The organism is Undibacterium sp. RuTC16W, from assembly GCF_049339445.1.
Taxonomy (GTDB): Bacteria; Pseudomonadota; Gammaproteobacteria; order Burkholderiales; family Burkholderiaceae_D; genus Undibacterium.
On record NZ_JBMPPE010000002.1, the window covers coordinates 49580 to 74743 of the forward strand.

Sequence of the window (25164 nt, forward strand, 5' to 3'; positions counted from 1 at the left end):
ACCATCTCTGTCAGATAAGCAGGCGAGACAGCAATCTGCGCCGCATGTTTGCACTACAATGTCCGTGTTTGTACATCACGGAGTCACAGCATGTTCGCATCGGTTTTATCGGCACCAAGTTTGCAAGGGAAAAGCAGGTCACTGGTCTCGATGTGTTTGATGAGTGTATTGAGCCTGTCGGCATCGGCAGCACTTAGCCAGACTAGTTTGCCGCCCTCGGTAGAAGCCGCATTGACGAAGGCAGGTATTCCAGGCAGCGCCATCAGCGTGATGGTACTACCGGCCGAGAGCAACACGCCGACACTCGCGATTGGCGCGACAACGCCCATGAACCCCGCCTCCACCATGAAGCTGCTCACCACACTCATTGCCTTGGAAGAGCTGGGGCCGACCTTCCGCTGGAAGACGCAGTTCTTAAGTGACGCCACACTAAAAAAAGATACCTTAAATGGTGACCTCTATCTGCGCGGTGGCGGAGCACCGGATATTAGCTGGGACAAAATCAGCCTGATGTTACGGGGATTGCGCAATCAAGGCATCCGTAAAATCAATGGCGACATCGTGCTTGACCGCACCTATTTTTCACCGGTACGACCTGACCTCGGTACCTTGCCGTTTGATGACACACCGAATACTTACTACAACGTGATCCCCGATGCACTGATGGTTAATAGCAATATCCTGACTTTCGATATTGATACCAACGGCGGCAGCATCAAAGTACAGACCACACCGCCAATGGCCAGATTACAGATCAAAAACGAGTTAAATGTTGACGACAGATCGTGCAGCGAATGGGATAGCAAATCGCATCCCCCGGTGATCGAGACTAATAGCAAACACCAGACTACAATCACTCTTAGCGGACATGTGCCGCCACGCTGCAAGTTATCCATGTCGCTGAACATCCTTGATCGCAATCTTTATATCGAACATCTCATACGCCAGTTGTGGCAAGAGATGGATGGCATCTGGAGCGGCAACGCCAAAGAAGGTAAAACACCCCTCAGCGCCAGTGTCCTGTTCGAGAGGCAATCCGATACGCTGGCCGATATCATTAAACCCATCAACAAGCGCTCTGATAATTCGATGGCACGCAGCGTTTATCTCAGTCTCGGCGCAGAGTCTTCTGATGCGAAAAATTATCTGACCAGTGCACAGGCAGCCGAGGCTCGCATCCGATCATGGCTGTCAAAACGCGGCATCAATCCCGACAATCTGATTCTGGACAATGGATCTGGATTGTCACGCACTGAGCGCATCAGCGCGCTGCAAATGGCGCAATTATTAAAAATTGGCACGACCAGTAACTGGTATGCAGAATTTGCCACCAGTCTGCCAATCGTCGCGATAGACGGAACCATGCGCAAGCGGCTCAAGGATACCCCGCTGGAAGGCCGGGCAAGAATCAAAACTGGTACCCTACAAGATGCGACTGCAATCGCCGGTTATGTACGCGATGTACAAAATAAAACCTGGATCGTCGTCGCCATGGTGAATCACAGCGATGCAGGCAAGGCCAGACCCGCACTCGATGAGCTGATCTACTGGGTCGCTACCAGCCAGATCAATCAAGCCAATCAAACCAATCTCACGCCGCCGACAACACCTTAAACCCGGATCAGCCAGCAAGACAGCGCTGGTTGATTGACGGGGAATGCAGTAGCATCCTAGCTTTGTTTCATCACGGCAGTTCTGGCATGACCTCACATTCGCAACAACGCAGTATTCCCTTGACTAAAAAAGCAATACAGATCCTGACGATGGCGTGCCTGAGCATGCTATCTGCCTGTAGCAATCAGACGACCCAGCCAACACCGGCAACATCACCCAATGAGGCCAAGCCAGCGACAGATATCGTATTGCCAAAGGCAATAGCAACAATATTAGCTACACCCGTCATACCGACAACACAAGACACAAAAAATCGTGCATCCCAGCTATCCGCGCCGCCAGCACCGAGGGAGTTCCGTGCTGCCTGGGTCGCAACAATAGGCAATGTGGACTGGCCAAGTCAAAAGAATCTCAGCGTCATCCAGCAGCAAGCGGAGATTATCCATATCCTTAACACTGCCGAGGCGATGCATCTCAATGCGATTGTGCTGCAAGTCCGCCCGAGTGCCGACGCCATCTATCCATCGGAGTTGGAACCCTGGTCTGATTACCTGACAGGCGAACAAGGTAAGGCACCAACACCGTTTTATGACCCTCTGCAATTTTGGATAACGCAGGCACATCAACGCGGACTGGAGCTGCATGCCTGGTTCAACCCTTATCGCGCAAAGAGCAACGCCAATAAATCACGCCTCGCCGACAAGCATATTTCACGCACCCATCCCGAGCTGGTCAAAAACTATGGTGACATGCTGTGGATAGATCCCGGCGAGCCTGCAGCGATGCAGCACACGCTGGCAGTGATTCAAGACGTCGTCCATCGTTACGATATTGACGGCGTACATATCGACGATTATTTTTATCCTTATCCAGTCAAGAATGCGGCGAAAACAGAAATCGATTTTCCGGATCAACGTTCCTGGCACAGTTATGTCGGCAATATCGGCACTGGCAGCAAACTCGCCAAAGCCGACTGGCGTCGTGAAAACGTCAACCAACTCGTCGAGCAAATACACCACAACATCCACCAGGAAAAACCCTGGCTACGCTTCGGCATCAGTCCGTTTGGCATAGGCAAGCGCGACAAACTACCGCAAGGCATCAGCGGCTTCAGTCAATACGACAAACTCTATGCCGACGTAGAGCTATGGCTGGAGCGCGGCTGGCTCGATTATCTGGCACCGCAACTTTACTGGCCAATTCAACAGAGCCAGCAATCGTTCACAAGTCTGCTTACCTACTGGCGCCAGCAAAACCCACAGCACCGCCACATCTGGCCGGGCCTCTACACCAATCGTGTGGATAACGGCGACAAGCCGTGGCAAGCAGAAGAAATTCTTCAGCAGATCAAGGCAATCAGGCTGAATACCGGCGATAGTAATGAACCCGGTCACCTGCATTTCAGCATCACGGCGCTGCTCAAAAATCGTGGCAAGATCCGCGACAAGTTGCGTGACCATCCCTATGCCAGCTCCGCCTTAGTACCGGCAATGACATGGGTGAGCAATACTCCACCATCGGCTCCGCAATTAAGCAGGCTCAACGATCAACAAATTCAGGTAGCAATAACTACGGCAGACAACGCGCACCAGATCGCGATCTGGCGACGATTTGGCACGACATGGGTATTTTCAGTTCAGGAGGTCACGCAGACCACGATCTCGCTTGAGCAGGAAGGGCAATCAAGCAATGCTGACCAGCTTGTGGTGAGTCTTGTTAGCCGGTTTGGTGTTGAGGGGGAGCGGGCGGTTTATACCCTGCGATAAAACGCACATGCCCCCAATTTATCCGGGTTACGGAAATTAAAAAGAGAGTTTTGAAAACAGAATCCGCAATATCCATGCGGCTTTCAAAGGTATTTCACGCCAGGAGCCGCATTAATGCTGCGCATTATAATTCGGGATCTGCTAAAAACCTTCACATTGAAAAATCTTATCTATAGGACTGACACAAAACCAAGACCGCTCACCACAGAGACACAGAGACAAGACAGGAGTAAGCACTTCCATGAAATACCGACTAAAGGCTTTTTAGAAACTCTCATTTAGTTTTCTAAAATTTAGTCTTCTAAAATCCAGCAATCACAATCTACCGATCCTGGTAAACAACATTATCCGACCTCAGTAAAATCGTCACATCTCGAAAAGACGTAATATTTCCAACAACCTGCCCTTCGCGGCTCAGGTAATTACTAAAGCAGAGAACCGCAATCGCTTTGGAGTGATTCGCTGGCATCGTCACATTCACATCGGTCGCAGGCGGGATTTGTAGTGAGACAACCTGGATTGCTGTCGCCAATCCGGCCGTCAGCGCTGCCTTGGTGTCGAACCACTGCGTGCTGGATTTCGGCATCAGAGCCTCAACATTTTTATCATAGACGAAGACAATGTCGACTGCCGTTGCGTTCAGTTGATTCGCGTCTGGGGATGCGACAATCTGAATGCGATTGACTCTGCTGGTAGTTGGCGTGCTCATGCATGCGGACAGGAGAGCGATGCACGCCAGCAGGCAAATCTGTCTGAGTAAATTACGCGAAAAAATAGCTGTATTCATATTGCGACGAAACCTCTTGAGTACAAACGATTGATGTGATCTTTAATAAAAATTCTTCTATTATATTTTTCATCTCAGTGGTGAGACTGGATGGTATCCGTTTTTTGTATCAACAGAAAATCTCACACCAGATCCTGCATGATTGATGGACATCCCACAACGCTCGTTCACTATGACGCTCCGCAAGACGCATCAACATGATGCGCTCATTGATACTGATCTTCTGAAATTCATTTACAAGTAATTTTTCTTTCATCAACACTCGCATCACGATTAGATGAGCCAACAGACTGAGTTAATGTGCTTCCACATCGAGATAACGCCAGTTCGTGAAGCTTACCGGATGCCGCTTATAGTTTTTTAACCAGGGTTGCCAGATGTCGGCGGACAGAGGGTGAATCCGTATGACCCAAGGTGCATAAGCGTGCACCAGCTGTGCCATGTCGTGATACATTTTTTGTTTCTCCGGCGATTCTGGCATCGACAGTGAGCGCTCATATAGTTGGTTAAAAGCAGGCAGATTAAAGCGGGCATAATTTGCCCGTCCACGGTTGGGGCCGTACAGCAATTGATAAAAGTTTGATCCATCCGGGAAATCGGCGATCCAGTTAGCTTCGGTCATTTGTACTTTGCCGAGTCGTGCTGCCTTGATGATTTCGCTATGTTTGTCGCTAACGAAGTTAATCCGGATTCCGATTGACTCCAGATTTCTGCGCCAGTTTTCATCGCGCAAACGCCCTGTCGTGGAGGCCAGATTATGCATCGTGAGTAAAAGCGGCTGACCATCCGGCAGACGCCGGTAACCGTCGGCACCACGCTGATAAGAGAACTTATCAAGCAAGGCATTGGCGAGCCGGATGTCGTGCCTGACAGGACTGCGATACTGCGCGTCATAGCCAAGTACGTTCGGCGGCAGCGGTGATTGTGCAGGCAAGGCCAGACCTTTTTCTGATACGGCAATATCTTCTTTGCTGTTGTAACTCAGCGCAATCGCACGGCGCAGGGCGATCTTCTCCGGCGTATAGCCGCCGATCACAGGATCTTCCATATTCATCCACATGTAATAAGTTTGTAGCGGTGCGAATAAAGATAATTGAATACCTCGCTGGCTTAGTTCAGGTTTCAGTTCAGTTTTTAGTTGCGACTGGTTCAGTACCATGTCGGACAATGGTGGTGGCACCTGTTCGAGATAATCAAATTCCTTGTTGAGAAAACCGAGTACCCGCGACTGGTGCTCCTCAACAATTTTGATCTCAATACGATCGACACGCGGCAAACGCTGACCTCGTAACGCCGCTGCTACCTGAACGTCTTCTGGTGCTGTTGATGTTGAAGAAAAAATGACTTTGCGGTACGTGGGATTCGCCAGTAATTCAATGCGGTAGCTGCGCTGCCATGCTCCCATTCTGAATGGCCCAGTGCCCACGGGATGATTGCCGACCTGATTGCCATAGGTATCGACGACTTCACGTGCCACAGCAGCGGTCGCCGGAGTCGCTAGCTGAAATAATAACTGGTGATCAGGTGCGGCGAGTCTTATCCTTAGCGTGTAGCGGTCAAGTACTTGCAAACCTTCAATCTCGGTGTCGATATTGAACTTGGACATCGTATCTTTGCTGCGCAGAAGTTTGTCGTCACCTAGCAGTTTATGCTCGAACAAAAATAACCAAGGCGATTTGAGCGCCGGGTCGTACAGGCGCTTGATGCTATACACATAATCCTGGGCAATCAGTTCACGCTTTTGTCCCTTGAACGCCGGATCATCAGCAAAATAAATCCCAGGTTGCAGACGCAGCAGATAACTTTTTCCGTCATCACTGACCTCAGGCATCGCTGCAAGTGTATTCAGTCTTAGTCTGAGCGGTCTGGCCAGATAGTCGTACTCCAGCATCGTATCGAAAATATTTTCATTGATGCTGACGGACTGTAGATCCGAGGCCGCCGCAGGATCGAGTGCCGCTTCTGGATTCGTCAATAAAACCCGCAAGGTTTTCAGTGATGATGCGGTGGCAGAAGGTAAGGGTGCAGAGGCCATCGCTGCCGACATACCGGCAAGATCAATCAGACTAATGAAGAGCAGCACCGGCAGAATCTGCGCGCAGCGATATTGCAGTAAATATGAAAAACGACATGGCATGAAAGTATCCAGACAAAAGAAATACGCAAAGTCACATGGTTTAATAACACGATGTGACTTTAAGATATCTCAGTCTAAACGCTCTGACACCACTCAGCAATTTTTCAATTGCCTGCACTTGGCTGAGTTTGAAGCGGGTCGCTTCCACCAAGATGACATGACTACCTTTGTGGAGGCAAAAACAAGGAATTAAGACTTACACAAAACGACAAATTCCCTATCAACATATAAATAGAAGTCGCATACTGTATGCGGCTTCCAGAGGCATTTCGTGCCAGCAGGCGCATTCTGCTTACGGATTTGGTTGATATCGATATTCCGTTGGATCGCTTACCCCTGCATTTTTTCTGTGTCTCTGTGGCGAATGTTTTTAGTTTTTGCGTAAATCTGGATAATTTATCAGGCCTTCATTTCTGTTTTAGTTTCAGCGTTCGGTCCCTCTTTTACTTGACCAAACCAGGTCAGGCCAAATAAATGCGCGGGATCCAGCATCTTCTGGATGTCGCCTGCCAACTGCTGGGCAGCATCGGATGTGTAGCGATGATAGTAGATCTGATTATAGGGACCAACACCGTGCTCTGCGCTGAAGCTGCCCTGATACTCATGAACCACCATATCGTAAATCGCAGTTCGCAAAGTATTGACGATTGCAGCATCATAAGCGAGGCTCGCGGCGTGAGGCCAGACCAGATTAAAATGACTGCCGCCATCGGCCCAATGACCAAAATCCATGATCTGTAATTGCGGATAATGTGTCTCCATCAATTCGATTGCCCGCTGGCGAAAAGCGACTAGCGATGATCGTGGCATGGAGATATCAAAGGCGATGATCTTGCCTTCGCTACGTAACGATTCACTGATCGCATGGCGAATCCGCCAGAGATCTTTGCCGCGCCCAACAACCGCATTCGTGATGACTTCACCAAAATGGGTTTCGAGTATCTGATTCAACAAGACCTCAAGATGCAATCCCGATTGATGCGCTGACATCGTGCTGTCGAGTTCGATCAGAATGCAATAGTCAGGCACGGCTTCAGGCGCAAACGGATTCGTGATTGCAGGAATATGGCGCAATACGGATGCCATCGCCTGGCCTGAAATACCTTCAAAGGCGCTGAGAAATTCGCCGCACTCCTGTTCAAGTATTTGCAACAGCTCTAATACCGCCGCCTGATCGCGTGGTACTACCAGAGCAGTAGCGGTTTGCTGTGGCAGGCGATGCACTTGCAAGACAGCACGGGTAATGATGCCATAGGCACCGCTGGTACCGACCAGTAATTGTTTGAGATCGGGACCGGTATTATTTTTTCGCAGGGCGGCACGCAGATCGAGTACGGTACCGGCAGGGTGAAGTAACACAGCCTCCAGACCAAGCAGATTAGCCCGCACATCACCATACTTGATCAAGCGCGCGCCACCGGTATTGGCGGCGATCATGCCACCGATACTGGGATTCGCACCGAGATCAACCGGAAAGCATAGTCCGTGCACCTCCAGCGCCTGATTCAGGTCATGCAAAGTTACTCCGGCATCGACTTCCACAGACCGGTTGATGACATCGATCTGAATATGGCGATTCAAGCGCTCGGTACTTAGTACGAGAAAATGACCGCTGGCATCCGGTGTGCTGGCAGCGACCAGTCCTGTGTTAGCGCCCTGCACCACGAGTTTGATCTGATACCTGGCGCAAAACTGCGCTAATTGTGCGACCTGCTCAGTATTTGCAGGACGCACGACGGCCAGCGCACGTCCTGCACCATACCGCGCGCCCGTGACGTAACGGGCGCAGTCAGCGACATCACTAATCACTGCGGAATTACCCAGAAGGCGGCTGAGTTCAGCAATCAATTCAGCAATGAATTCGCTACTAAATTCAGTCCTGCTTACAGCCGGATCAACGGAGGTGTACATATCATCAGGCATTGGCAGTCATCTTAAAAATACCCTGGGCATTCCCCGTATCAAAACTCAGATCCAGCTGCTGAACTCCATTGACATCCGTCATCTGATCCCGTGTGATGAATTCGTAAAACGAACCAGGCACCTCACGCATGATCACACCACCGGTATCCGTGCGAAATTCTCGCAGGACGGTCGCTGCTTTAAATGCGGTCTGACGCACACGTCCAGATCCAGAAACTTCAACCTGAGGCTTGATCGGACGGCCAAGCTGACGCTGTTCCTCCGCAGTCTGGAATACATCCACGACACGATCAGTCGCATGGTTGAACACATTACCTTCAGTTGCGATCCAGGCCATCTCAGCCGATTCACTTTTGAGAATATCGTAATCGGACAAGGCAGGGATACCATGCTGGCGGTCAAAACACTTGATCAGCACGGGCAATAGCTCGGTCGCTTGTTGCATGCTGAGAGTGCCGTCACGATCGAGTTCATTTAGCAGACTTACTGCACCCGGCGTCAGCGGATCAACCGAGTCACCCAGTACACGGGTGACCGCTTCTTGAAATTCCCTGCTGAAACGTTCCGGATGCAACTCACTGACAAAAAATTGAGAAATATTTTCCGGATCATCCCTGTGCGCATATGAGCGACCAGTCATGCTCAAACGATCAAGCGGATACCTACCCTGCAAACGATAACCGAGCGGTTTCAGAATGCGAGTCAAGGCGGCTTCTCCGGGCGGCAGGTCGCCAATCCCAAACCAGCGCACCGTACGCAAAGCACCATGATCGAGCATCACCTTGCCACCACGGGCAATGACGTCGCTGGTGTAGTCCTTGCCCGTGGGAACACGCTGCAAAATCCCGTCAAATAACATCATATTCAGCGCCTGAGCCAGCTCGGCACGGCTGACACGCCCTTCTTCCCAGGCGCTAAATTTAGGCGATATATGCAATAAATTCATTAACTCATGAGATTTTGCGTCACCAGCACAAATGGAAATCAGTGTATCGATATTGGTTTTCATCTTAATTTTACTAATTGAAGTAAAGACATTTTGCGACAAACCCAGAGTAAGGACAAACGAGTTAAAATCACAAGTTAGTGAGGAAATGGAATAATGCGAAAAAAAATCCCTAGTTTACATGCCCTGATAATCTTTGAGGCGGCGGCTCGCCTGCAAAGCTTCACCCGTGCCGCCGACGAGCTGGCACTGACCCAGAGCGCGGTCTGTAAACAGATCGCCAGCCTCGAAGAATGGTTAGGCCTAGCCTTGTTTGCACGTGTCAAACAACGCATTATTCCAACGCCAGCCGGACGAAATTATGCTGAAAAAATTCGGACACATCTGAGTCGTATCGAACGCGACACGCTGGAGCTGATGGGTACACAGGACGGCTCTGGCACTCTGGAGCTTGCCGTGGTCCCGACGTTTGCAGCACAGTGGCTGATCCCCCGGCTAGCAGAGTTTCATACCTTACGGCCTGACATCACGGTCAATCTGAGCACCTGTACCGACGCATTCATGTTCACCGAATCACCATTCCATGCCGCGATACACTCAGGCGAAGCACCCTGGCCCGGCACAAAAGGCGATTTTTTATTTGGTGAAGACGATACGACACCGGTATGCAGCCCTGCTTTTCTCGCTCGCTATCAGGGCAAATCAAAAAAACTGAGCATAGATGACATCAGCCATATGCCATTGCTGCATCTGATGACACGTCTGGATGACTGGCGTCGCTGGTTTGACCTGCATGACCACAGTAATGATGTGTCAGCAGTTAAAGGAGCGCGCTATGAGTTATTCACGATGCTGATCAGCGCGGCGACTGCTGGTCTGGGGGTGGCGCTGATACCGCGTTTCATGGTGCAAGCAGAGCTTGATGCGGGTACATTGACTATTCCGCTGGCATTAAGCCTGCCGCGATCGGCTGCATATTATCTGGTGTATCCGGAAGAGAATACGGCACTCGGCCCTTTGCTCGCCTTTAAAACCTGGTTACTGGCGCATACTCAGATCCGTGGCTAATGCAGCGAACAACACAGCAACAATCGCCTGATTGCGGTGACGGAAATTTTTTACTATAGTCTCTGACACGTTCTTTTACATACGCCAACCAAGCCACACCCCCAAGAAAGGCAGGCCCGTATTGAAACGCTTTATTACTTATGCATTGCTGAGTGTTGTTCTGATTCTTGGCGCGATCGGCAGCTGGCTGTACTACCAGATAAAAATCCACCTGGCCTGGCACCCTACGCCGACCTGTGGATGCCCCCGGCACCAGCATCTGACCGGCAAGCTCAATTGCGCGTGACATTTTTGGGTGTATCGACTTTGTTGCTCGACGATGGAGAGACGGCGATACTGACAGACGGATTTTTCTCGCGTCCCGATGCGAAGACGGTATTCACCGGAAAAATTGCGCCCGATCTTGAAATCATTCAGCGCTCCTTGCAGCACGCCGGAATTAAGCAGCTTTCCGCCGTCATCGTCGCCCACTCCCATTACGATCACGCAATGGATGCGCCGGAAGTTGCCAGACGTACCAATGCTGTCCTAGTCGGATCTGAATCCACCGCCAATGTAGGGCGCGGCTGGGGTATCAAAGAACCGATGATCAAAGTAGTGCGTGATGCGGAGAATCTCAATTTTGGTCGTTTCCAATTAAAGCTCATCCGCTCACAACATGCTCCTACCGGTTTTACCGGCGGCACAATCGATGCCCCGTTAGTCCCGCCAGTAAGAGCAAATACCTACAAAGAAGGACAAAGCTTTTCTATTCTGCTCACGCATGAGGGTAAGTCGATACTGATACATAGCTCAGCAGGCTTTGAGGTAGCGGCATTGCAGGGACAGCATGCAGACGTCGTATTTCTAGGGATAGGGACTCTGGGCACTCAGTCTAAGGAATTTCAGGAAACTTATTGGAAAGAAGTCGTCGCCAGGGTAGGTGCGCAGCGCGTGATACCGATTCACTGGGATAATTTTTTCCTGCCACTCGATCAACCTCTGCAAGCAGGCCCTCGTCCTTTCGATAATATCGAGAATTCGATGCGATTTTTATTGACCAAAGGAAAGCAGGAGAAAGTGGAAATCAGGCTGGCACCCGCATGGGTGGTGATTGATCCGTTTTTTGGTCTGATGAAAGTAGCAGAAATAAGCAATCTGAAATAAGCAATCTAAATTAAGTAATTTGAAAGAAGTAATCTGAACACAGCTGCACCAGTCCAATGTCGCGACGCACACTTTACACGTGTTGCTGCCGTATGCATTGACAGTGCTCTTCAAACTGCATTATCGCGATTGAATTTACTTTGCAGGTCTGGCGCCTGCAAGTCATTCTGTAGTATTCTCGATATCAGAACACATCATCCTAACGTATTGCGCTGTCCCTACGGAACCCCCGTTACGATTCATGAATCCGAGACCGAGCGACCATGGTATTAAATCAGCGCTGCCTTTGCGAGCAGTCATTGCCATTACGGTTGCGGTCGGAATCGCCCTGGCATCAGCACTGGTCTATCTGGAAGAAGCCACCCGTATCGAGCAAGAGCATACGGCGAATGTGCAGGTCGAACTGGAACGGCTGACCACCCTGACCTCTCTGGCACTACGCGAATCTTTGTGGCAATTTGTACCGCAACAGGCCGATTCCATCATCGAAGCGGCGTTTGTCAATCCTGATATCACCAGTATTAAAGTCGTAGAAGGTGCAGGTTCGCCCTTTGCATCCAAGACACGGAATGATTTTCAGGATGAAAAATCTCTCATGCTGAAACAGGACATCGTACGGGATGGTGTCAAACTCGGTCAATTGACAATCAGTATGACGACAGCGGGCTACCGGCAAAAACTCAAAGCAGTCACCATACGGTATGGTCGCGCCGGAATACTCATTATTATCGGCTCCTTACTTTTTATCCTGTTCGTGATGCACAGGCGTTTTGTCTGCCCCATGGATCAACTGGTTGAAGCCTCACAGAATCTGGCACAAGGCAAACTCGAAATACCTATTCAGGCGATGCGCCATGATGAATTAGGCATACTCGCGCAAAGCCTGGAAGAGACACGCAAATCGCTGCTCGACCTGTTTAACAAAGTAGAGCAGCGCAACGCCGAACTCAAGGAGTTGAATGAGCATCTGGAACAAAGGGTCGAAGAGCGCACCCGATCCCTGGAAGAAACTTTGCAAACGCTGAACCGCGCTCAGCACGATATGATACAAACTGAAAAACTTGCTTCCCTTGGTCGCGTGGTTGCCGGTGTCGCTCACGAATTGAATACGCCGATAGGCAATGCCTTATTGGTCGCATCCACAATCAATGGTGATCTGAAAGAGTTACGAACCGAAGTCGACTCTGGCAATATTCGCCGCAGCACCTTATCCAAAGTACTTGATCACTCCCAGCTTGGCTTCGATATTTTCTTCAACAACCTGGAGAGGGCAGCACGTATTGTCGGCGATTTCAAGCAAGTCGCCGTTGATCAGACCAGTGAACAGCGCAGGCAATTTAACCTGGGTAACGTCAGCAGCGAAATCCTCACGATGCTGAATCCTGCCATACGCAAAACCGGATGCACAGTGCGTCTGCAGGCCGAACCCGATCTTCTCTGTGATAGTTTTCCAGGACCTTATGGTCAGGTGCTGAATAATCTGATCATGAATGCGGCGCTGCATGCCTTTGCCGATGACAGTGGCGGCATCATTCTGGTCACAGTAAAGCGTCTCAATGCTGACAATGTACAACTCATTGTCAGCGATAACGGCGCGGGTATGGATGCAGACGTACGTAAGCAAATATTCGATCCCTTTTTTACGACAAAAATGGGCAACGGAGGTACGGGATTAGGGATGAACATCGTACACGGCATCGTGGTCAGGATCCTCGGCGGCACGATTACCGTCTCCAGCGAACTTAACAAAGGTACAGAAATTCTGATCACCTTCCCTACGGTATCGCCCGTCATGAAAGCCTAGGACATTTTTATGCATTTGCCTGCCCGTGTGCAAGATCAGCAACGGCGTATCCACTCAATCCTGATGGTCCTGGCAACCAGTATTACGGTAACGGCATGCGCTAGCATTCCGCCTGGCAAGATGAGCAGCGCGTCTGATGTAAGCGCATTTAATCTGAACAACATAGATACAAGCAAAGCCGCAAAAAGTCAGGAAAGCCGGGTGAAATTTATCATCCTGCATTACACCGCACTCGATATGGCCTTATCGCTCCAAGTGCTCAGCGAACAAGCGGTCAGCAGCCATTATCTGATCGGTGATGATAGTCCGTATATGGTCTATCGTCTGGTTGATGAAAACCGTCTTGCTTATCACGCAGGCGTGAGTAGCTGGAAAACCTATCCCCACTTAAATGCAAATTCCATCGGCATAGAGATCGTGAGTCTTGGCTATCAGGACACGCCATCGGGACGCATCTATCAACCCTATCCAGCTCATCAGATCGATGCACTGATTGTTTTACTCAAAGACATCGTAAAACGCCATCAGATTCAACCGGAGAATATCCTCGGTCACAGCGAGATCGCACCACAGCGCAAACCTGACCCCGGCCCTTTATTCCCGTGGAAAAAACTTGCCGATGCGGGTCTGGTCAATTGGCCAGATAGTCGGCAAGTACAGCTAAGGCAAACTGTATTTGAACAGCAATTACCGGATGTCATCTGGTTCCAGCAAAAACTGGCCCAGCATGGCTATGCAGTACCGCAAACCGGGGTATGGGATCAGGCAACACGTAATGTGATGACCGCATTTCAGACACGATATCGCCCCGGCCTGTTCGATGGCAATCCTGATGCCGGGTCGGCAGCCCTCCTTGATGTATTGACGCAAAGTCCATAGCACTTTGACCTGACGACCGCTAGCATCCAAGCGGCGGCTAAGTGATTAAGTAGCTAGTGACCAATTAACTAAGCAGCGGCAGAAACTAGTCGCCATCCATCCCCTAAAACAGATCGGTTACACCTGAGTTTTTGCATTTCGTCGCAAGCGGCTGGAGATCATGGGATCGTGTGGCTACAGTACAGTCACATCAACCGACTCCGAAAGGAAATAGTATGAAACTCAGCGCAAATATGGATGGCGTTGTCATCGCTAGCATCGCCATCGTCATGATCAGCAGTCTCTTGCATCAACTGTTAGCTTGATAACTTAACCAGGAAAAATGATGATGGGCTTATTACTCTGGATTATCTTATTGATCGTATGCTGGCCGTTGGCATTGCTCGCTTTAGCGCTCTACCCGCTGGTCTGGTTGCTTTGCCTGCCGTTCAGACTACTGGGTATTGCGGTCGAAGGTGTCTTTGAATTATTGCGTGCAATTGTGATGTTGCCGGCACGGTTGCTTGGTGGACGGCCATAAGAGGTGATGGTTACAAATGGTCTTCTGATGCTAGTCTGATAATTTGATCGTGATCGTGATCGTTTAGCGATGGGTCGGTGCCGGACAATGCTCAGGCAGCCGTGTTAAATATTTCGTGCAGTTCATCGAATGTATCAGCAGCTTCGTCCATCGCCAGACCTAAAAACCCACACGCCAGCTCGCCACCTTTTTCCCATTCAGCGGATAACTCTTGTCCATGATATTTCTGAATACCATATTCCGACATCAAGGCTAAGGCAATCAGAGAGCGAACAATTTCCGAGGTCGACATATCCTCCAGTACCGCATAATCGTGATGCAATAAAATCCCTGTCGATACATGTTCAGGCAAGCCCCAGGTACGTGCCATCAGTGAACCGATGGCAGCATGGTTACACGCATGTTTTTCGTCTTCGATATCGGTAAAGCGCTTGACGAATTCCTTATTCGCCGCGGCCAGCGTCGTTGAATAATCAGGAAAACGTTCCAGCATCAACGGCACACCGATATCACAAAACAAACCGAAAGTATGCGCGATATCCGCCGGACAAACGCGAATACGACTGGCCAGATAGGCCATTGCCTGCGCCCGCTTGCTGGAGAAATCCCAGAACTTCACCAGCGACCGCCCTTGCACCACAACGGACTGACGCGCAATGATGCCCGTCATCAGCAAGCCACATTGACTTAATCCCAGCAAATCTACCGCATGATCGACGGATGTCGCTTTTAATCGCAAGCCGAAAAAAGACGAATTTGTCAGTTTCATCAATGAGCCCGCCAAAGCAACATCGTTGGCGATAATTTTCGCCAGACGCCGTGGACTGGGATCCTTGGATGCCATCTCTTGCTGCACGTCTGCCAGCAAACTTGGGCGCGGCGGAATACGTATCGTCTTCAGCAAAGCATCTACCGACTGTTCCGTCGTTTTACCCGGTGCAATGGATGTGTTCATTGATTTCTTCAAATTGGTCATGCAATCTCTTATTTTAAGGTGCATTCGTTTCCATGAAGCATTATTTGAGGTGATTACACACTCTAAAACTCATTTAACTGAATCGAGTGTATTTTTTCTTGTAATTAAAATCAAATCTCAGTGACAATTTGCACACTTTGTATATATTGCAGTTTGCTCAACACCGTCACCGAAGGCTTTATGCACACAAGCGCAATGCTGGCGACTTTCGCAAAAATCTTTGTCTTGCCACCGCTTAGCCTTTTCTTAATTTATCTGGTGGGCATGCTGATCAGCAAATGGCGTCCGCGTACAAGCCTCATTTTGCGTATCGGTTCTATTTTTTTGCTGTTCTTTATCAGCACAGGAATTGGCTCATGGCTATTGATACGGCCACTGGAATCTCTGGAGCCAGCGCTGGCCTCTGACAAAAACACCCATGCGGAGGCCATCGTTATTTTAACGGCCGGCAGGATAGAGAGCAGCCCCGAGTACCACCATCAGGACATCCCCGACTACATCGCGCTGGCACGTATACGGTATGGCGCCCATCTCTACCGCACTACCGGCTTGCCAATACTGGTGACAGGCGGATTAGGGCAATCCAGCGGGAATACCGAAACGCTCGCTGTTGGGATGAGGCGAGCATTGGAGCAGGACTTTCTTATTCCAGTGAAATGGGCAGAAAACAATGCGCGGAATACGGAAGAAAACGCCTATTACTCAGCACGCATTCTCCAGCAATCCGGTATCAAACGCGTGCTGCTCGTGACCGATGCAATGCACATGCGAAGAGCGCGTATGGCGTTTGAGCGTAACGGTTTACAAGTCGTACCGGCACCGACAATGTTTTTGGCGGACACCGATTGTGCGCCATGGAATCTATTTACCTCAGCAGAGAATATGCGTCGCTCACACTATGCTTTGTACGAATGGCTGGGCTTGCTCTGGTATCGAGTTGAGGCTTGGTTCAACTGAATCTGATTCAAATTGATCACTGACAATCAGGTTTATTAATCAGGGTTTATTAATAACCCTGAGAATTTTAAAAATTCTAAAAATTCTAAAAATTTTATGCGCATCAACATCCGCCCCTACCTGCTGTATTTTCTTATCCCGATCACCCTGATGCTACTAGCGGGCTGCGCTGTGCTGTATTACCTGCAACAAGCAGGTGTAACGCCTCGCGCACTGTCTCCGTATGTCGAACGCCGAACATCGGATCACAATCCCTTCATCGTTAAAGCCGGTGAATTAGCAGGCAAGACGCTGATGCAATTGGATCGTGGCATAGCCTTACCGCATCAAGCCATCCACACCACCATCGGCGCTCAGGCAAATCCATTGCCCCGAACCGGGCTTGAGTCTGCTCCTCATGCGACCCAAGCTGAATCGGACATTTTAGTCACATCGGGTACACAACTAGTAGCAGCATTGGCCAAAGCCAATCCCGGGGACGTCATCACAATCATGCCGGGCACTTACTATGTTGTGGGTACGCCGTTAATCGCTAACCGGCCCGGCACCGCTAGTAACCGAATCACGGTGCGGGCAATACAGTCCGGAACCGTATTTCTGGAATTTAATCTTGGTGAAGGTTTTCAAGTTTCTGCGCCTTACTGGACCTTTGAAAATCTGTCTATCCGGGGCGTCTGTCAGTATCACGACAACTGCGAGCATGCTTTTCATGTGACTGGCGGCGCCAGGTATTTTGTCTCGCTGAACAATACGATCTCTGATTTCAATGCACATTTTAAAATCAACGGCAGCGATGGTCGCATGCCTGATTTTGGTCTGATTGAAGGCAACACATTAAGTAATACCAGTGCCAGAAAAACTAGCAACCCGGTCACTTTGATTGATCTGGTTGCGGCAAATAATTGGCTTATCCGGCGTAATATGATCTCGGATTTTATTAAGGATCAGGGTGACAGAATCAGCTATGGCGCATTTGCCAAAGGTGCAGGCGCGGCCAACAAATTTGAACAGAATATCGTCTTATGCGAACACCTATTGCGAGGCGCGACAGGGCAACGGGTCGGGCTATCGCTGGGTGGCGGCGGCACAGGCAAAGAGTATTGTCGCGACGGACGATGCATCACCGAACAGGATAAGAGCATCATTCAGTCAAATCTGATTGCCTCGTGCTCCGACGATGGCATTTATCTGAATCGTGCTGCGGCTAGTGTGGTGACGCACAACACCCTGCTCGACACCGCAGGAATAACCGTACGATTCCCCGAGAGCAGCGCAGATATAGAAGGCAATCTGGTGGATGGAGCTATCCGCAGCAGGGATCAGGGATTATTACGCAGCCAGGATAATAAAGAGACCTCAATTGCGCTGCTGTATCTTGGATACCATCCGGTGCGTAGTCTATTTTTGCAGCCGGAAGCAGCTAATTTTATGGTGAAAGATCAGTTACCACGCCGCTCTGACACGCCAGGAAAACTGCCCGACTTATGCGGAGACTCCCGACCTGCGACACCGAGTTATGGTGCGTTTGAAGATTTTTCAGGATGTTTGTTATCAATGCAAAGAGTGAAATAAACACGTGACCGAACAAAGGAAAAAGCCTGTCGGATAAGCATGGCGGGAACAGCGAAGAAGGCGTCCAAAAATAAACCGAACGCCCTCAGCATAGCCAAAAAACTAATCGCTATTTCAGCGGAATTGTCGTCGCTCTATCCACCGGCACCGCTGTCACACTATTTTGCGGCGAGCCGTCAATCAAGCGATCAGAGTAGGTCAGATACACCAATGCATTACGTTTGGCATCAACTACTCTGACGATACGTAATTTCTTGAACAGGATAGAAAGACGTTCATTAAATACTTCTTCCTGCTGCGCTAAAGGTTTAGGAAAACTGATAGGCCCGACCTGACGGCAGGCGATTGACGCTTCCGACTTATCAACAGCCAGACCAATCGCTCCTTTTATCCCGCCCGTCTTGGCACGTGACACATAGCATGTCACACCGGCGACCTTGGGATCATCGTAAGCCTCGACAACAATCTTGTGATCCGGACCAATCAGAATGAACGCAGTATCCACGCTGCCGATCACTTCGGCATGGGCGACAACCCCTGTCCCCGCCAACAGCATTGCGGCGCCCACGGACAATAAAAATCGAGCAATTAGATGATTCATTTTTTTCCCTTATTAATATACTGCCATCAGATGTAGCTAGGGCTCCTGGATTACAAGAGCCCTACGATTTTCCGCGGAATTATCTTTCTCGTTACTTACCTGCACCAGTATGCAGTCGTGAGTGGCGCATACCGTACAGGAAGTAAATCGCTATCGCAACCGTCATCCAGATACAAAACACCCAGTAAGTAGTCGGCGGTAAATCTTTGACGATATACAAGCAGGCTAATACGCTTAACCCCGGCAGCAGATAAGGGCCAAATGGCACGCGGAAGCCATCGCTGTCAGCGCCGATCCCTTTACGACGCATCACCGGCACGGCAACGGATACCACCATAAAGGCGACCAATGTTCCCATACTGACCATATCCCATAAGAAAGTGGCATCGACCAGTCCGGCGACAATGCCTACAATCATACAAACAATAATGGTGTTACTGACGGGGGTTTGGGTACGGACGCTGACCTTCTGGAATGACGGCGAAATCAAGCCGTCTTTGCTAATCGCATACAAGATACGGGTCTGACCATAAATCGTCACCAGGGTCACGCTAAATACAGAAATCACCGCACCAGCCGACAAGATCAGTGCAGGCCACGCCTTACCGGTGACGTTTTGTAAAATCACCGACAAACCCGCTTCCTGACCTTCAAACATACTTGCAGGTTGCGCACCGAGTGCTGCAACCGCAACCAGCATATAAAACACCGTCACGATCACCAGCGCGGAAAGAATCGCCAGTGGCACATTGCGTTTGGGATTTTTTACTTCCTCACCGGCAGTTGCCACGGTATCGAGTCCAATAAATGAGAAAAACACCGTACCTGCCGCAGCAGTCACACCAGCCATGCCAGCGAGGCCTTTGCTATTGTCCTGATTGAAGAAAGGCGTGAAATGCTCTGGATTAAACCCAGAAAAAGCGATAAACGCGAAAAAGCTCAGGATGACCAGTTTGATCATCACCATAATGGCATTGACAGTAGCGGACTCTTTAGTACCGCGTAACAGCAAAAAGCCGCAGACAATCACCAGAATAACCGGCGGCAAATTGATCTGCCCTGAATGTATCTCCACGCCTTTGGCTCCGGCAACAATCATTGGTGAGCGCAGCATTTCAGGAATTTGCCAGCCGATGGCATTGCTTAAAAAATTGTTCAGGTAAGCAGACCAGCCCACCGCCGTTGCACTGGCGGCCAGCCCATATTCGAGTAACAGACAGGCGGCAACAATGTAGGCGGCAAACTCACCGACCGTCGCGTACGCATACGAATACGACGAACCTGATGCCGGAATCCGCGAGGACAATTCGGCATAACATAATGCAGTTAAACCCGCCGTCAACGCAGCCAGCAAGAACGACAGGATGACCGATGGACCTGCCTTCGGTACCGCCTCAACCATCGTAAAAAATATTCCGGTACCGATGGTCGCACCGACGCCGATCATCGTCAGCGAAAACAAACCTAACGAGCGATGCAGACCACTGCTATTACGCTCTTCTCCTTCTTTGCTGTTGTCAACTGGCTTGGTGCGTATCAGTTGCTGCCCGAATGTCTGCTGTCTCAAAAGAATATCCTTTTTTTATAAATAGGGAATGCCTGCGCACACGTCGCTGATGGCGGCTGTGCACTGTACTACCTGTAACCTGTAACGTGTGTCATCAGCCGCTGAAGCTACTGGCTACAAGATTATTTGGCCGCAGGTACTTTAATCATATCGCCGTCCTTCATCACGAACTCCACCTTGGTCAAGGTCGTGACATCGCGCAGAGGATCGCCGAAAACCGCAATGATATCTGCAAACTTTCCGGCTTTTATACTGCCTATCGTTTTTTTCCAGCCCAATAAATCGGCGGCATTAATCGTTGCGGCCTGGATCGCCTGCATCGGACTCATGCCATATTTGACCATGTAAAAAAATTGTTTTGCATTGTCGCCATGTGGATACACACCGGCATCCGAACCAAATGCCATCCTGTCGCCATATTCAAATGCTTTACGGAAATTATCTCGTTGCAGTTGACCGATTTCTTTTTCCTTCGCCAGCGACTCTGGTAAGAAACCGGCTTTTTCACCTTCGCCGAGAATATAGTCATCGTTATAGATATCCATTACCAGCCAGGTCCCTTTTTCTTTAGCAAGACGCATGCCCTCGGCATCGATCAGACTGGCGTGCTCGATAGAATCGACACCGGCACGCAAAGCATCGTTAATCCCACTGGCGCCATGGGCATGCGCTGCGACCTTGCGTCCCAGCTTGTGCGCTTCGGAAACGATAGCCTGCATTTCTTCCAGGGTATATTGCTGTGCGCCAGCAGCATCACCTTTGGACAAGACACCACCGGTTGCACAGATTTTGATCAGGTCAGCACCAAATTTTGCCATTTCACGGACCTTGGCACGTGCCGCCCAGGGACCGTCCGCCACGCCTTTGCCGATGTCGTTGTACTCCGCTGGCAACAAATTATTATCGCAATGGCCGCCCATAATGCCGATGGCATAGCCAGAGACCAGCATGCGCGGACCGATGATATCGCCGTCATTGATCGCGTCCCGCAAAGCCACATCACCGTAGCCATCTGCACCGACATTACGTACTGCGGTGAAGCCCGCATTCAAGGTATCGCGCGCCGCACGGACGCCATACAGCGCGGCACGGATATTCGAGGTACCGATCCCGGTATAACCATGTTCATGCGGATTGCTCGTAAGGTGGGTATGCGCGTCAATCAAACCGGGCAAAACCGTTGCTTTAGATAAATCGATGATCTGCGCGCCCGCCGGGATAGCAGTCGCCTGACTCGATCCGACCGCAATAATATGCTGACCCTTGACGATAATGACCTGATCCGTCAGTACCTGTGCGGTCTCTACATCGACTAACTTGCCGGCTTTGATCGCGATTGTTCTGGCAGATTTTTCATCCGTTACCGTAGCCGCGCTGGCGGCATGCATGGTCGTGAGCAGCAAACTAGCTGAGAGGCTGAATGAAAAACCGATTGAAAGACTGGCAGAAAAAACCGAGCGCAATGGCTTGTGCTGATGCATAAAAAAAATCCTTTTTTACAAAACCGGAAAATTGGAGAAAATATTCATGGTCCGTTACTCGCTAACAAGTGATACACAAGGACAAAAATAAGGACAAAAATAAGGATAATCAATCCGCCGTTTTTACTACCTCAGCTTTATTACCTGAAGATGAACTTATGCCACGCATTCTATCTGCGCTGAAAAAAGCTGTCCGTTGTATTTTGTTTCAAATACAGCAGAAGATCGCTAATTGCTCTGATTTGCCTGGGATCTGGAGTGTAATGCCTCGCCGCCAGGCCAATGGCAGCGCGCTTTAGTCCTTTCATGGACTCGCCAGGGATGATTTTGAGACCTCACTTATGCTATAGTCCCGCCCCATGACCCTAAGACGCATTTCCCGCCAACTTGTTGCCCTCGTACTATTTTTGTACGCAGCGGCTTTGGGCGTTGCGATTGCGGCACCAGTAGTCAATCCGCAGGCAATGAGCCTGATTTGTACCAGCACTGGTTATAAACTGATCAGTCAGCAAGATAAAGACTCACCAAAAAGTAGTAAAAGCATGACGCACCTGCTCGATTGCTCTTTCTGTCTGGCGACCGGTATCACACCGGTTTTGCCGCAACAAGATGCCGTACAACCGGTGCATGCGCTGTCCTATGCCTTGCGCTCTATCCCCGCAGCACGTCTGGCTGCGATTGTCTCCGCTCCTCTTCCCGCCCGTGGCCCGCCGGCCTGAACGCCGTCTGCACTCATTCTGAGTTAATTCGTCGCTGAGTTATGACTTAGTCATGACTAAGTCATAACTCAGTTGCACCTCAGTTACCCCTGAACATACACCTGAACCGCGATGCCTTGCATTCGCTTCCGGTGCGTCCAATTTATTTGTAGTTTGCTTTTTAAAGCCTGAGCCATGATCTCTATTCAATGTTCGCGTGCTGCTGGCACGCGCTTTTCCCTGCCTGTTACTTCTTCAGCTTATGCCACCTCTGCGATTTCTGCTATCCGCACAATGAGCGCCGCAGTGGCTGCGACACTGCCGTTTATGTGCACAAACAGCTTCGCCGCGGAAACGCTGATCGCCGACAACGGCCTGACGGATCGCGTTGTCATCACTGGCGGTCGCCCCTCCTCATTACCGACCGAAATCCCGACAACGATAGAAGGGATCAGTGCCAAAACGATGGAACAAACCATCAATGCGATCGATGCCGAAGACGCACTCAAATACATGCCAAGTCTGCTGGTACGCAAACGTTATGTCGGCGACTACAATCACGCCGTACTGGCAACCCGGGCGTCAGGCACGGGCAATAGCGCACGCTCACTGGTCTACGCTGATGGCGTGTTGCTATCAAACTTACTCGGCAACGGTGCCAGCTTTACCCCGCGCTGGGGCCTGGTCACACCGGAAGAAATCGAGCGTGTTGACGTACTATACGGCCCCTTCTCTGCTGCTTATCCTGGTAATTCTGCCGGTGCCGTGGTCGATTACATTACACGCATGCCGACGCAGTTTGAGGGGCATGCAAAAGTGCTGGCCTTCAACGAAAATTTTCAGCAATACGGTACCGATAAGTCGTATAGCGGTCAGCAGCTCAGTGCATCTCTGGGAAATAAACAAGGAGACTGGTCGTGGTGGGCAAATATCAATCGTCTGGACAGTGACGGTCATCCTATCGTCTTTGTGAACAAATTATTGTCCACGGGGATTACCAGCAATGCAGGTATGCCCGTTACCGGTGCGATCTTTGATAAGAATCCGAAAAATCAGGACTGGCTGATCCTCGGTGCAACCGGGCAATATCATACGGTGCAAGATCATGCCAAAATCAAATTGGCCTACAACATCACATCCGCGCTGAGTGTCAGTTATACCCTGGGATACTGGCGTAACAATATGAACAGTAGTGTCGAAAGCTACCTCCGTGATACAGCAGGCAATCCAGTCTATAGCGGCGACATTAACGTCAGTGGCAAAAAATATACCTTAGCCGCAACCGACTTTGCTAACAGCACGAATAGTCTTGAGCATATCGCACAAGGCCTGAGCCTGAAAAGCAATACCAAGGGCGTGTGGGACTGGGAAATCGCCGCAAGTCTGTATGATTACAGCAAGGATATTGCACGCTCACCTATTGTCGCCATACCGCAAGCCAATATAGGTGGCGCAGGTCGTATCACTGATATGAACGGCACCGGCTGGAATACACTGGCACTCAAAGGTATCTGGCGTCCAGACTCGGCCAAAGGACATACGTTTGAATTCGGCTATCAGCGCGAGGCATATAAGCTACGCACTCTCGTCTCCAATACCAGCGACTGGATCAATGGCGCAGCCGGTTCGCGTTTCTCAGGATTTCAGGGGAATACCGAATTACAAAGTCTCTACATCCAGGATGCATGGCGCATCAGTCCACAATGGAAAGCCATTCTCGGTGGTCGCGTAGAGCAGTGGCGTGCCAGCGATGGCGCTATTTCTTCAGCAGGCACCACATTACCGTTCGGCGCGCGCGAAGAAAATGCCTTTTCACCGAAAGCAGCATTAGCCTACAAGATCGATAACGACTGGACCATGAAGGTATCAACCGGACGCGCTTTAAGAATGCCGACCGTATCAGAGCTATATCAGGGATCGGTCAGTGTGAATACCATCGTGAATAACGATCCCAACCTGAAGCCAGAGAAATCCTGGACCTCGGAATGGAGTATCGAGCACGCGCTGGATAACGGCATGCTACGTGCCACGATTTTCCATGAGCGCACGCAGGATGCACTGTATTCGCAAACCAATGTCAGCGTCACGCCGAACGTCACCAATATCCAGAACGTCGATGACATCCATACCACAGGATTAGAACTGGCCTATATCGCCAATGATGTCTTCGTGCGCGGACTCGATATGACTGGCAGCCTCACGTATGCAGACTCCAAAATCGTCAAAAACGATAAATTCCCCGCCAGCGTCGGAATGTGGCAGCCGCGTGTGCCAAACTGGCGCGCTAACTTTGTCGCCAGTTACAAAGTCAACGATCATCTCGCCGCCACTCTCGGTGCACGATACAGCGGTAAGCAATACGGCACCCTGGATAACAGCGATCCGAACGGCAAAACCTATACCGGTGTCTCCAGTTTCTTTGTGACCGACCTGCGAGTCCAATACAAGGTCGCCAAGCAATGGACTGCCTCCGTCGGCATCGACAACCTCAACAATGCAAGTTATTGGGCATTTCACCCTTACACGCAACGCAGTGTTGTCGGCGAATTGAAGTTTGACTTTTAACCCTCGACTTGAAATAAGTTCAGGTTGAATGTGACTTTGGACACCGCAGCATCTATGCGCCTTTCCAGCCATTATTGGTCTGGAAGGCGCATTTTTATTAGTGGATGCTTTATGGGAACTGCTATTACTAAAGCCATTCACCCTGTTGATCAATTCA

Annotated in this window: 19 protein-coding genes; 11 read left to right on the top strand and 8 right to left on the bottom strand. The window is 50.2% G+C overall.

Features of this window, described 5'->3' with window-relative positions; genetic code table 11:
• Positions 1–90: 90 nt before the first annotated feature.
• Both dacB and ACO0K4_RS04730 read left to right on the top strand, forming a co-directional pair.
• Positions 91–1614, top strand: coding sequence for a D-alanyl-D-alanine carboxypeptidase/D-alanyl-D-alanine endopeptidase (dacB, locus tag ACO0K4_RS04725; protein ID WP_422955471.1), 1524 nt, complete (start codon positions 91–93; stop codon positions 1612–1614).
• An 86-nt stretch (positions 1615–1700) separates the two neighbouring features.
• Positions 1701–3380, top strand: coding sequence for a glycoside hydrolase family 10 protein (locus tag ACO0K4_RS04730; protein WP_422955472.1), 1680 nt, complete (start codon positions 1701–1703; stop codon positions 3378–3380).
• Between the two features lie 322 nt (positions 3381–3702).
• Here ACO0K4_RS04730 and ACO0K4_RS04735 read toward each other — a convergent pair whose 3' ends face one another.
• The 4 genes from ACO0K4_RS04735 to ACO0K4_RS04750 all read right to left on the bottom strand — a co-directional run bounded on the left by ACO0K4_RS04735 (position 3703) and on the right by ACO0K4_RS04750 (position 9236).
• The gene (locus tag ACO0K4_RS04735) at positions 3703–4167 is read right to left on the bottom strand and encodes a hypothetical protein (protein ID WP_422955473.1); all 465 of its coding nucleotides are present in this window, start codon (positions 4165–4167) and stop codon (positions 3703–3705) included.
• 295 nt (positions 4168–4462) lie between these two features.
• A complete protein-coding gene (locus ACO0K4_RS04740; RefSeq protein WP_422955474.1) occupies positions 4463–6304 on the bottom strand; it encodes an ABC transporter substrate-binding protein in 1842 nt (613 codons plus the stop codon).
• Between the two features lie 399 nt (positions 6305–6703).
• Positions 6704–8227 carry an FAD-binding oxidoreductase gene (locus ACO0K4_RS04745; RefSeq protein ID WP_422955475.1) on the bottom strand — a complete coding sequence of 508 codons (1524 nt, stop codon included), beginning with the start codon at positions 8225–8227 and terminating at the stop codon, positions 6704–6706.
• Entirely contained in the window at positions 8220–9236 is a 1017-nt protein-coding gene (locus ACO0K4_RS04750) for a DUF1338 domain-containing protein (protein ID WP_422955476.1), read from the bottom strand. Before ACO0K4_RS04750 ends, ACO0K4_RS04745 begins: the two co-directional genes overlap by 8 nt.
• A 93-nt stretch (positions 9237–9329) precedes the next feature.
• Between ACO0K4_RS04750 and ACO0K4_RS04755 the strand changes: the two genes are divergently transcribed.
• From ACO0K4_RS04755 to ACO0K4_RS04775, 5 genes are all read left to right on the top strand, one after another.
• Positions 9330–10241: a LysR substrate-binding domain-containing protein gene (locus ACO0K4_RS04755; protein ID WP_422955477.1), complete on the top strand. Its 912-nt coding sequence runs from the start codon at positions 9330–9332 to the stop codon at positions 10239–10241.
• A 240-nt stretch (positions 10242–10481) separates the two neighbouring features.
• Positions 10482–11387: an MBL fold metallo-hydrolase gene (locus tag ACO0K4_RS04760; RefSeq protein ID WP_422955478.1), complete on the top strand. Its 906-nt coding sequence runs from the start codon at positions 10482–10484 to the stop codon at positions 11385–11387.
• A gap of 241 nt (positions 11388–11628) precedes the next feature.
• Positions 11629–13191, top strand: a complete 1563-nt coding sequence (locus tag ACO0K4_RS04765) for an ATP-binding protein (protein ID WP_422955479.1) — start codon at positions 11629–11631, stop codon at positions 13189–13191.
• A 9-nt stretch (positions 13192–13200) separates the two neighbouring features.
• Entirely contained in the window at positions 13201–14070 is an 870-nt protein-coding gene (locus ACO0K4_RS04770; RefSeq protein WP_422955480.1) for an N-acetylmuramoyl-L-alanine amidase, read from the top strand.
• Between the two features lie 325 nt (positions 14071–14395).
• Positions 14396–14590 (top strand): hypothetical protein, encoded by a 195-nt coding sequence (locus ACO0K4_RS04775; protein ID WP_422955856.1) that lies wholly within the window; start codon positions 14396–14398, stop codon positions 14588–14590.
• 91 nt (positions 14591–14681) lie between these two features.
• Here the strand turns inward: ACO0K4_RS04775 and ACO0K4_RS04780 are convergent, their stop codons facing one another.
• A complete protein-coding gene (locus ACO0K4_RS04780) occupies positions 14682–15545 on the bottom strand; it encodes an HDOD domain-containing protein (protein WP_422955481.1) in 864 nt (287 codons plus the stop codon).
• 201 nt (positions 15546–15746) lie between these two features.
• Between ACO0K4_RS04780 and ACO0K4_RS04785 the strand changes: the two genes are divergently transcribed.
• Together ACO0K4_RS04785 and ACO0K4_RS04790 are read left to right on the top strand one after the other, a co-directional pair.
• Complete coding sequence (locus tag ACO0K4_RS04785; protein WP_422955482.1) at positions 15747–16523, top strand: YdcF family protein; 777 nt, start codon at positions 15747–15749, stop codon at positions 16521–16523.
• A 96-nt stretch (positions 16524–16619) separates the two neighbouring features.
• Positions 16620–18095 carry a right-handed parallel beta-helix repeat-containing protein gene (locus ACO0K4_RS04790; protein ID WP_422955483.1) on the top strand — a complete coding sequence of 492 codons (1476 nt, stop codon included), beginning with the start codon at positions 16620–16622 and terminating at the stop codon, positions 18093–18095.
• Positions 18096–18204: 109 nt separating this feature from the next.
• On the opposite strand, the gene ACO0K4_RS04795 is transcribed toward ACO0K4_RS04790, so the two are convergent.
• The 3 genes from ACO0K4_RS04795 to ACO0K4_RS04805 all read right to left on the bottom strand — a co-directional run bounded on the left by ACO0K4_RS04795 (position 18205) and on the right by ACO0K4_RS04805 (position 21744).
• Positions 18205–18651: a CreA family protein gene (locus ACO0K4_RS04795; RefSeq protein ID WP_422955857.1), complete on the bottom strand. Its 447-nt coding sequence runs from the start codon at positions 18649–18651 to the stop codon at positions 18205–18207.
• Between the two features lie 136 nt (positions 18652–18787).
• The gene (locus tag ACO0K4_RS04800; RefSeq protein WP_422955484.1) at positions 18788–20263 is read right to left on the bottom strand and encodes an APC family permease; all 1476 of its coding nucleotides are present in this window, start codon (positions 20261–20263) and stop codon (positions 18788–18790) included.
• Between the two features lie 122 nt (positions 20264–20385).
• Positions 20386–21744, bottom strand: coding sequence for an amidohydrolase family protein (locus ACO0K4_RS04805; RefSeq protein WP_422955485.1), 1359 nt, complete (start codon positions 21742–21744; stop codon positions 20386–20388).
• A gap of 359 nt (positions 21745–22103) precedes the next feature.
• On the opposite strand from ACO0K4_RS04805, the gene ACO0K4_RS04810 reads away from it, so the two are divergent.
• Together ACO0K4_RS04810 and ACO0K4_RS04815 are read left to right on the top strand one after the other, a co-directional pair.
• Positions 22104–22463, top strand: coding sequence for a DUF2946 family protein (locus ACO0K4_RS04810; protein WP_422955486.1), 360 nt, complete (start codon positions 22104–22106; stop codon positions 22461–22463).
• Between the two features lie 174 nt (positions 22464–22637).
• Entirely contained in the window at positions 22638–25007 is a 2370-nt protein-coding gene (locus tag ACO0K4_RS04815; RefSeq protein WP_422955487.1) for a TonB-dependent receptor, read from the top strand.
• Positions 25008–25164 lie beyond the last annotated feature (157 nt).

What these genes read in the sequence shown, in the direction of transcription:
- dacB (WP_422955471.1), top strand. Translation starts at nt 91, where the DNA reads ATGTTCGCATCGGTTTTATCGGCACCAAGTTTGCAAGGGAAAAGCAGG.
- ACO0K4_RS04730 (WP_422955472.1), top strand. Translation starts at nt 1,701, where the DNA reads ATGACCTCACATTCGCAACAACGCAGTATTCCCTTGACTAAAAAAGCA.
- ACO0K4_RS04735 (WP_422955473.1), bottom strand. Translation starts at nt 4,167, where the DNA reads ATGAATACAGCTATTTTTTCGCGTAATTTACTCAGACAGATTTGCCTG.
- ACO0K4_RS04740 (WP_422955474.1), bottom strand. Translation starts at nt 6,304, where the DNA reads ATGCCATGTCGTTTTTCATATTTACTGCAATATCGCTGCGCGCAGATT.
- ACO0K4_RS04745 (WP_422955475.1), bottom strand. Translation starts at nt 8,227, where the DNA reads ATGCCTGATGATATGTACACCTCCGTTGATCCGGCTGTAAGCAGGACT.
- ACO0K4_RS04750 (WP_422955476.1), bottom strand. Translation starts at nt 9,236, where the DNA reads ATGAAAACCAATATCGATACACTGATTTCCATTTGTGCTGGTGACGCA.
- ACO0K4_RS04755 (WP_422955477.1), top strand. Translation starts at nt 9,330, where the DNA reads ATGCGAAAAAAAATCCCTAGTTTACATGCCCTGATAATCTTTGAGGCG.
- ACO0K4_RS04760 (WP_422955478.1), top strand. Translation starts at nt 10,482, where the DNA reads ATGCCCCCGGCACCAGCATCTGACCGGCAAGCTCAATTGCGCGTGACA.
- ACO0K4_RS04765 (WP_422955479.1), top strand. Translation starts at nt 11,629, where the DNA reads ATGAATCCGAGACCGAGCGACCATGGTATTAAATCAGCGCTGCCTTTG.
- ACO0K4_RS04770 (WP_422955480.1), top strand. Translation starts at nt 13,201, where the DNA reads ATGCATTTGCCTGCCCGTGTGCAAGATCAGCAACGGCGTATCCACTCA.
- ACO0K4_RS04775 (WP_422955856.1), top strand. Translation starts at nt 14,396, where the DNA reads ATGATGGGCTTATTACTCTGGATTATCTTATTGATCGTATGCTGGCCG.
- ACO0K4_RS04780 (WP_422955481.1), bottom strand. Translation starts at nt 15,545, where the DNA reads ATGAACACATCCATTGCACCGGGTAAAACGACGGAACAGTCGGTAGAT.
- ACO0K4_RS04785 (WP_422955482.1), top strand. Translation starts at nt 15,747, where the DNA reads ATGCACACAAGCGCAATGCTGGCGACTTTCGCAAAAATCTTTGTCTTG.
- ACO0K4_RS04790 (WP_422955483.1), top strand. Translation starts at nt 16,620, where the DNA reads ATGCGCATCAACATCCGCCCCTACCTGCTGTATTTTCTTATCCCGATC.
- ACO0K4_RS04795 (WP_422955857.1), bottom strand. Translation starts at nt 18,651, where the DNA reads ATGCTGTTGGCGGGGACAGGGGTTGTCGCCCATGCCGAAGTGATCGGC.
- ACO0K4_RS04805 (WP_422955485.1), bottom strand. Translation starts at nt 21,744, where the DNA reads ATGCATCAGCACAAGCCATTGCGCTCGGTTTTTTCTGCCAGTCTTTCA.
- ACO0K4_RS04810 (WP_422955486.1), top strand. Translation starts at nt 22,104, where the DNA reads ATGACCCTAAGACGCATTTCCCGCCAACTTGTTGCCCTCGTACTATTT.
- ACO0K4_RS04815 (WP_422955487.1), top strand. Translation starts at nt 22,638, where the DNA reads ATGATCTCTATTCAATGTTCGCGTGCTGCTGGCACGCGCTTTTCCCTG.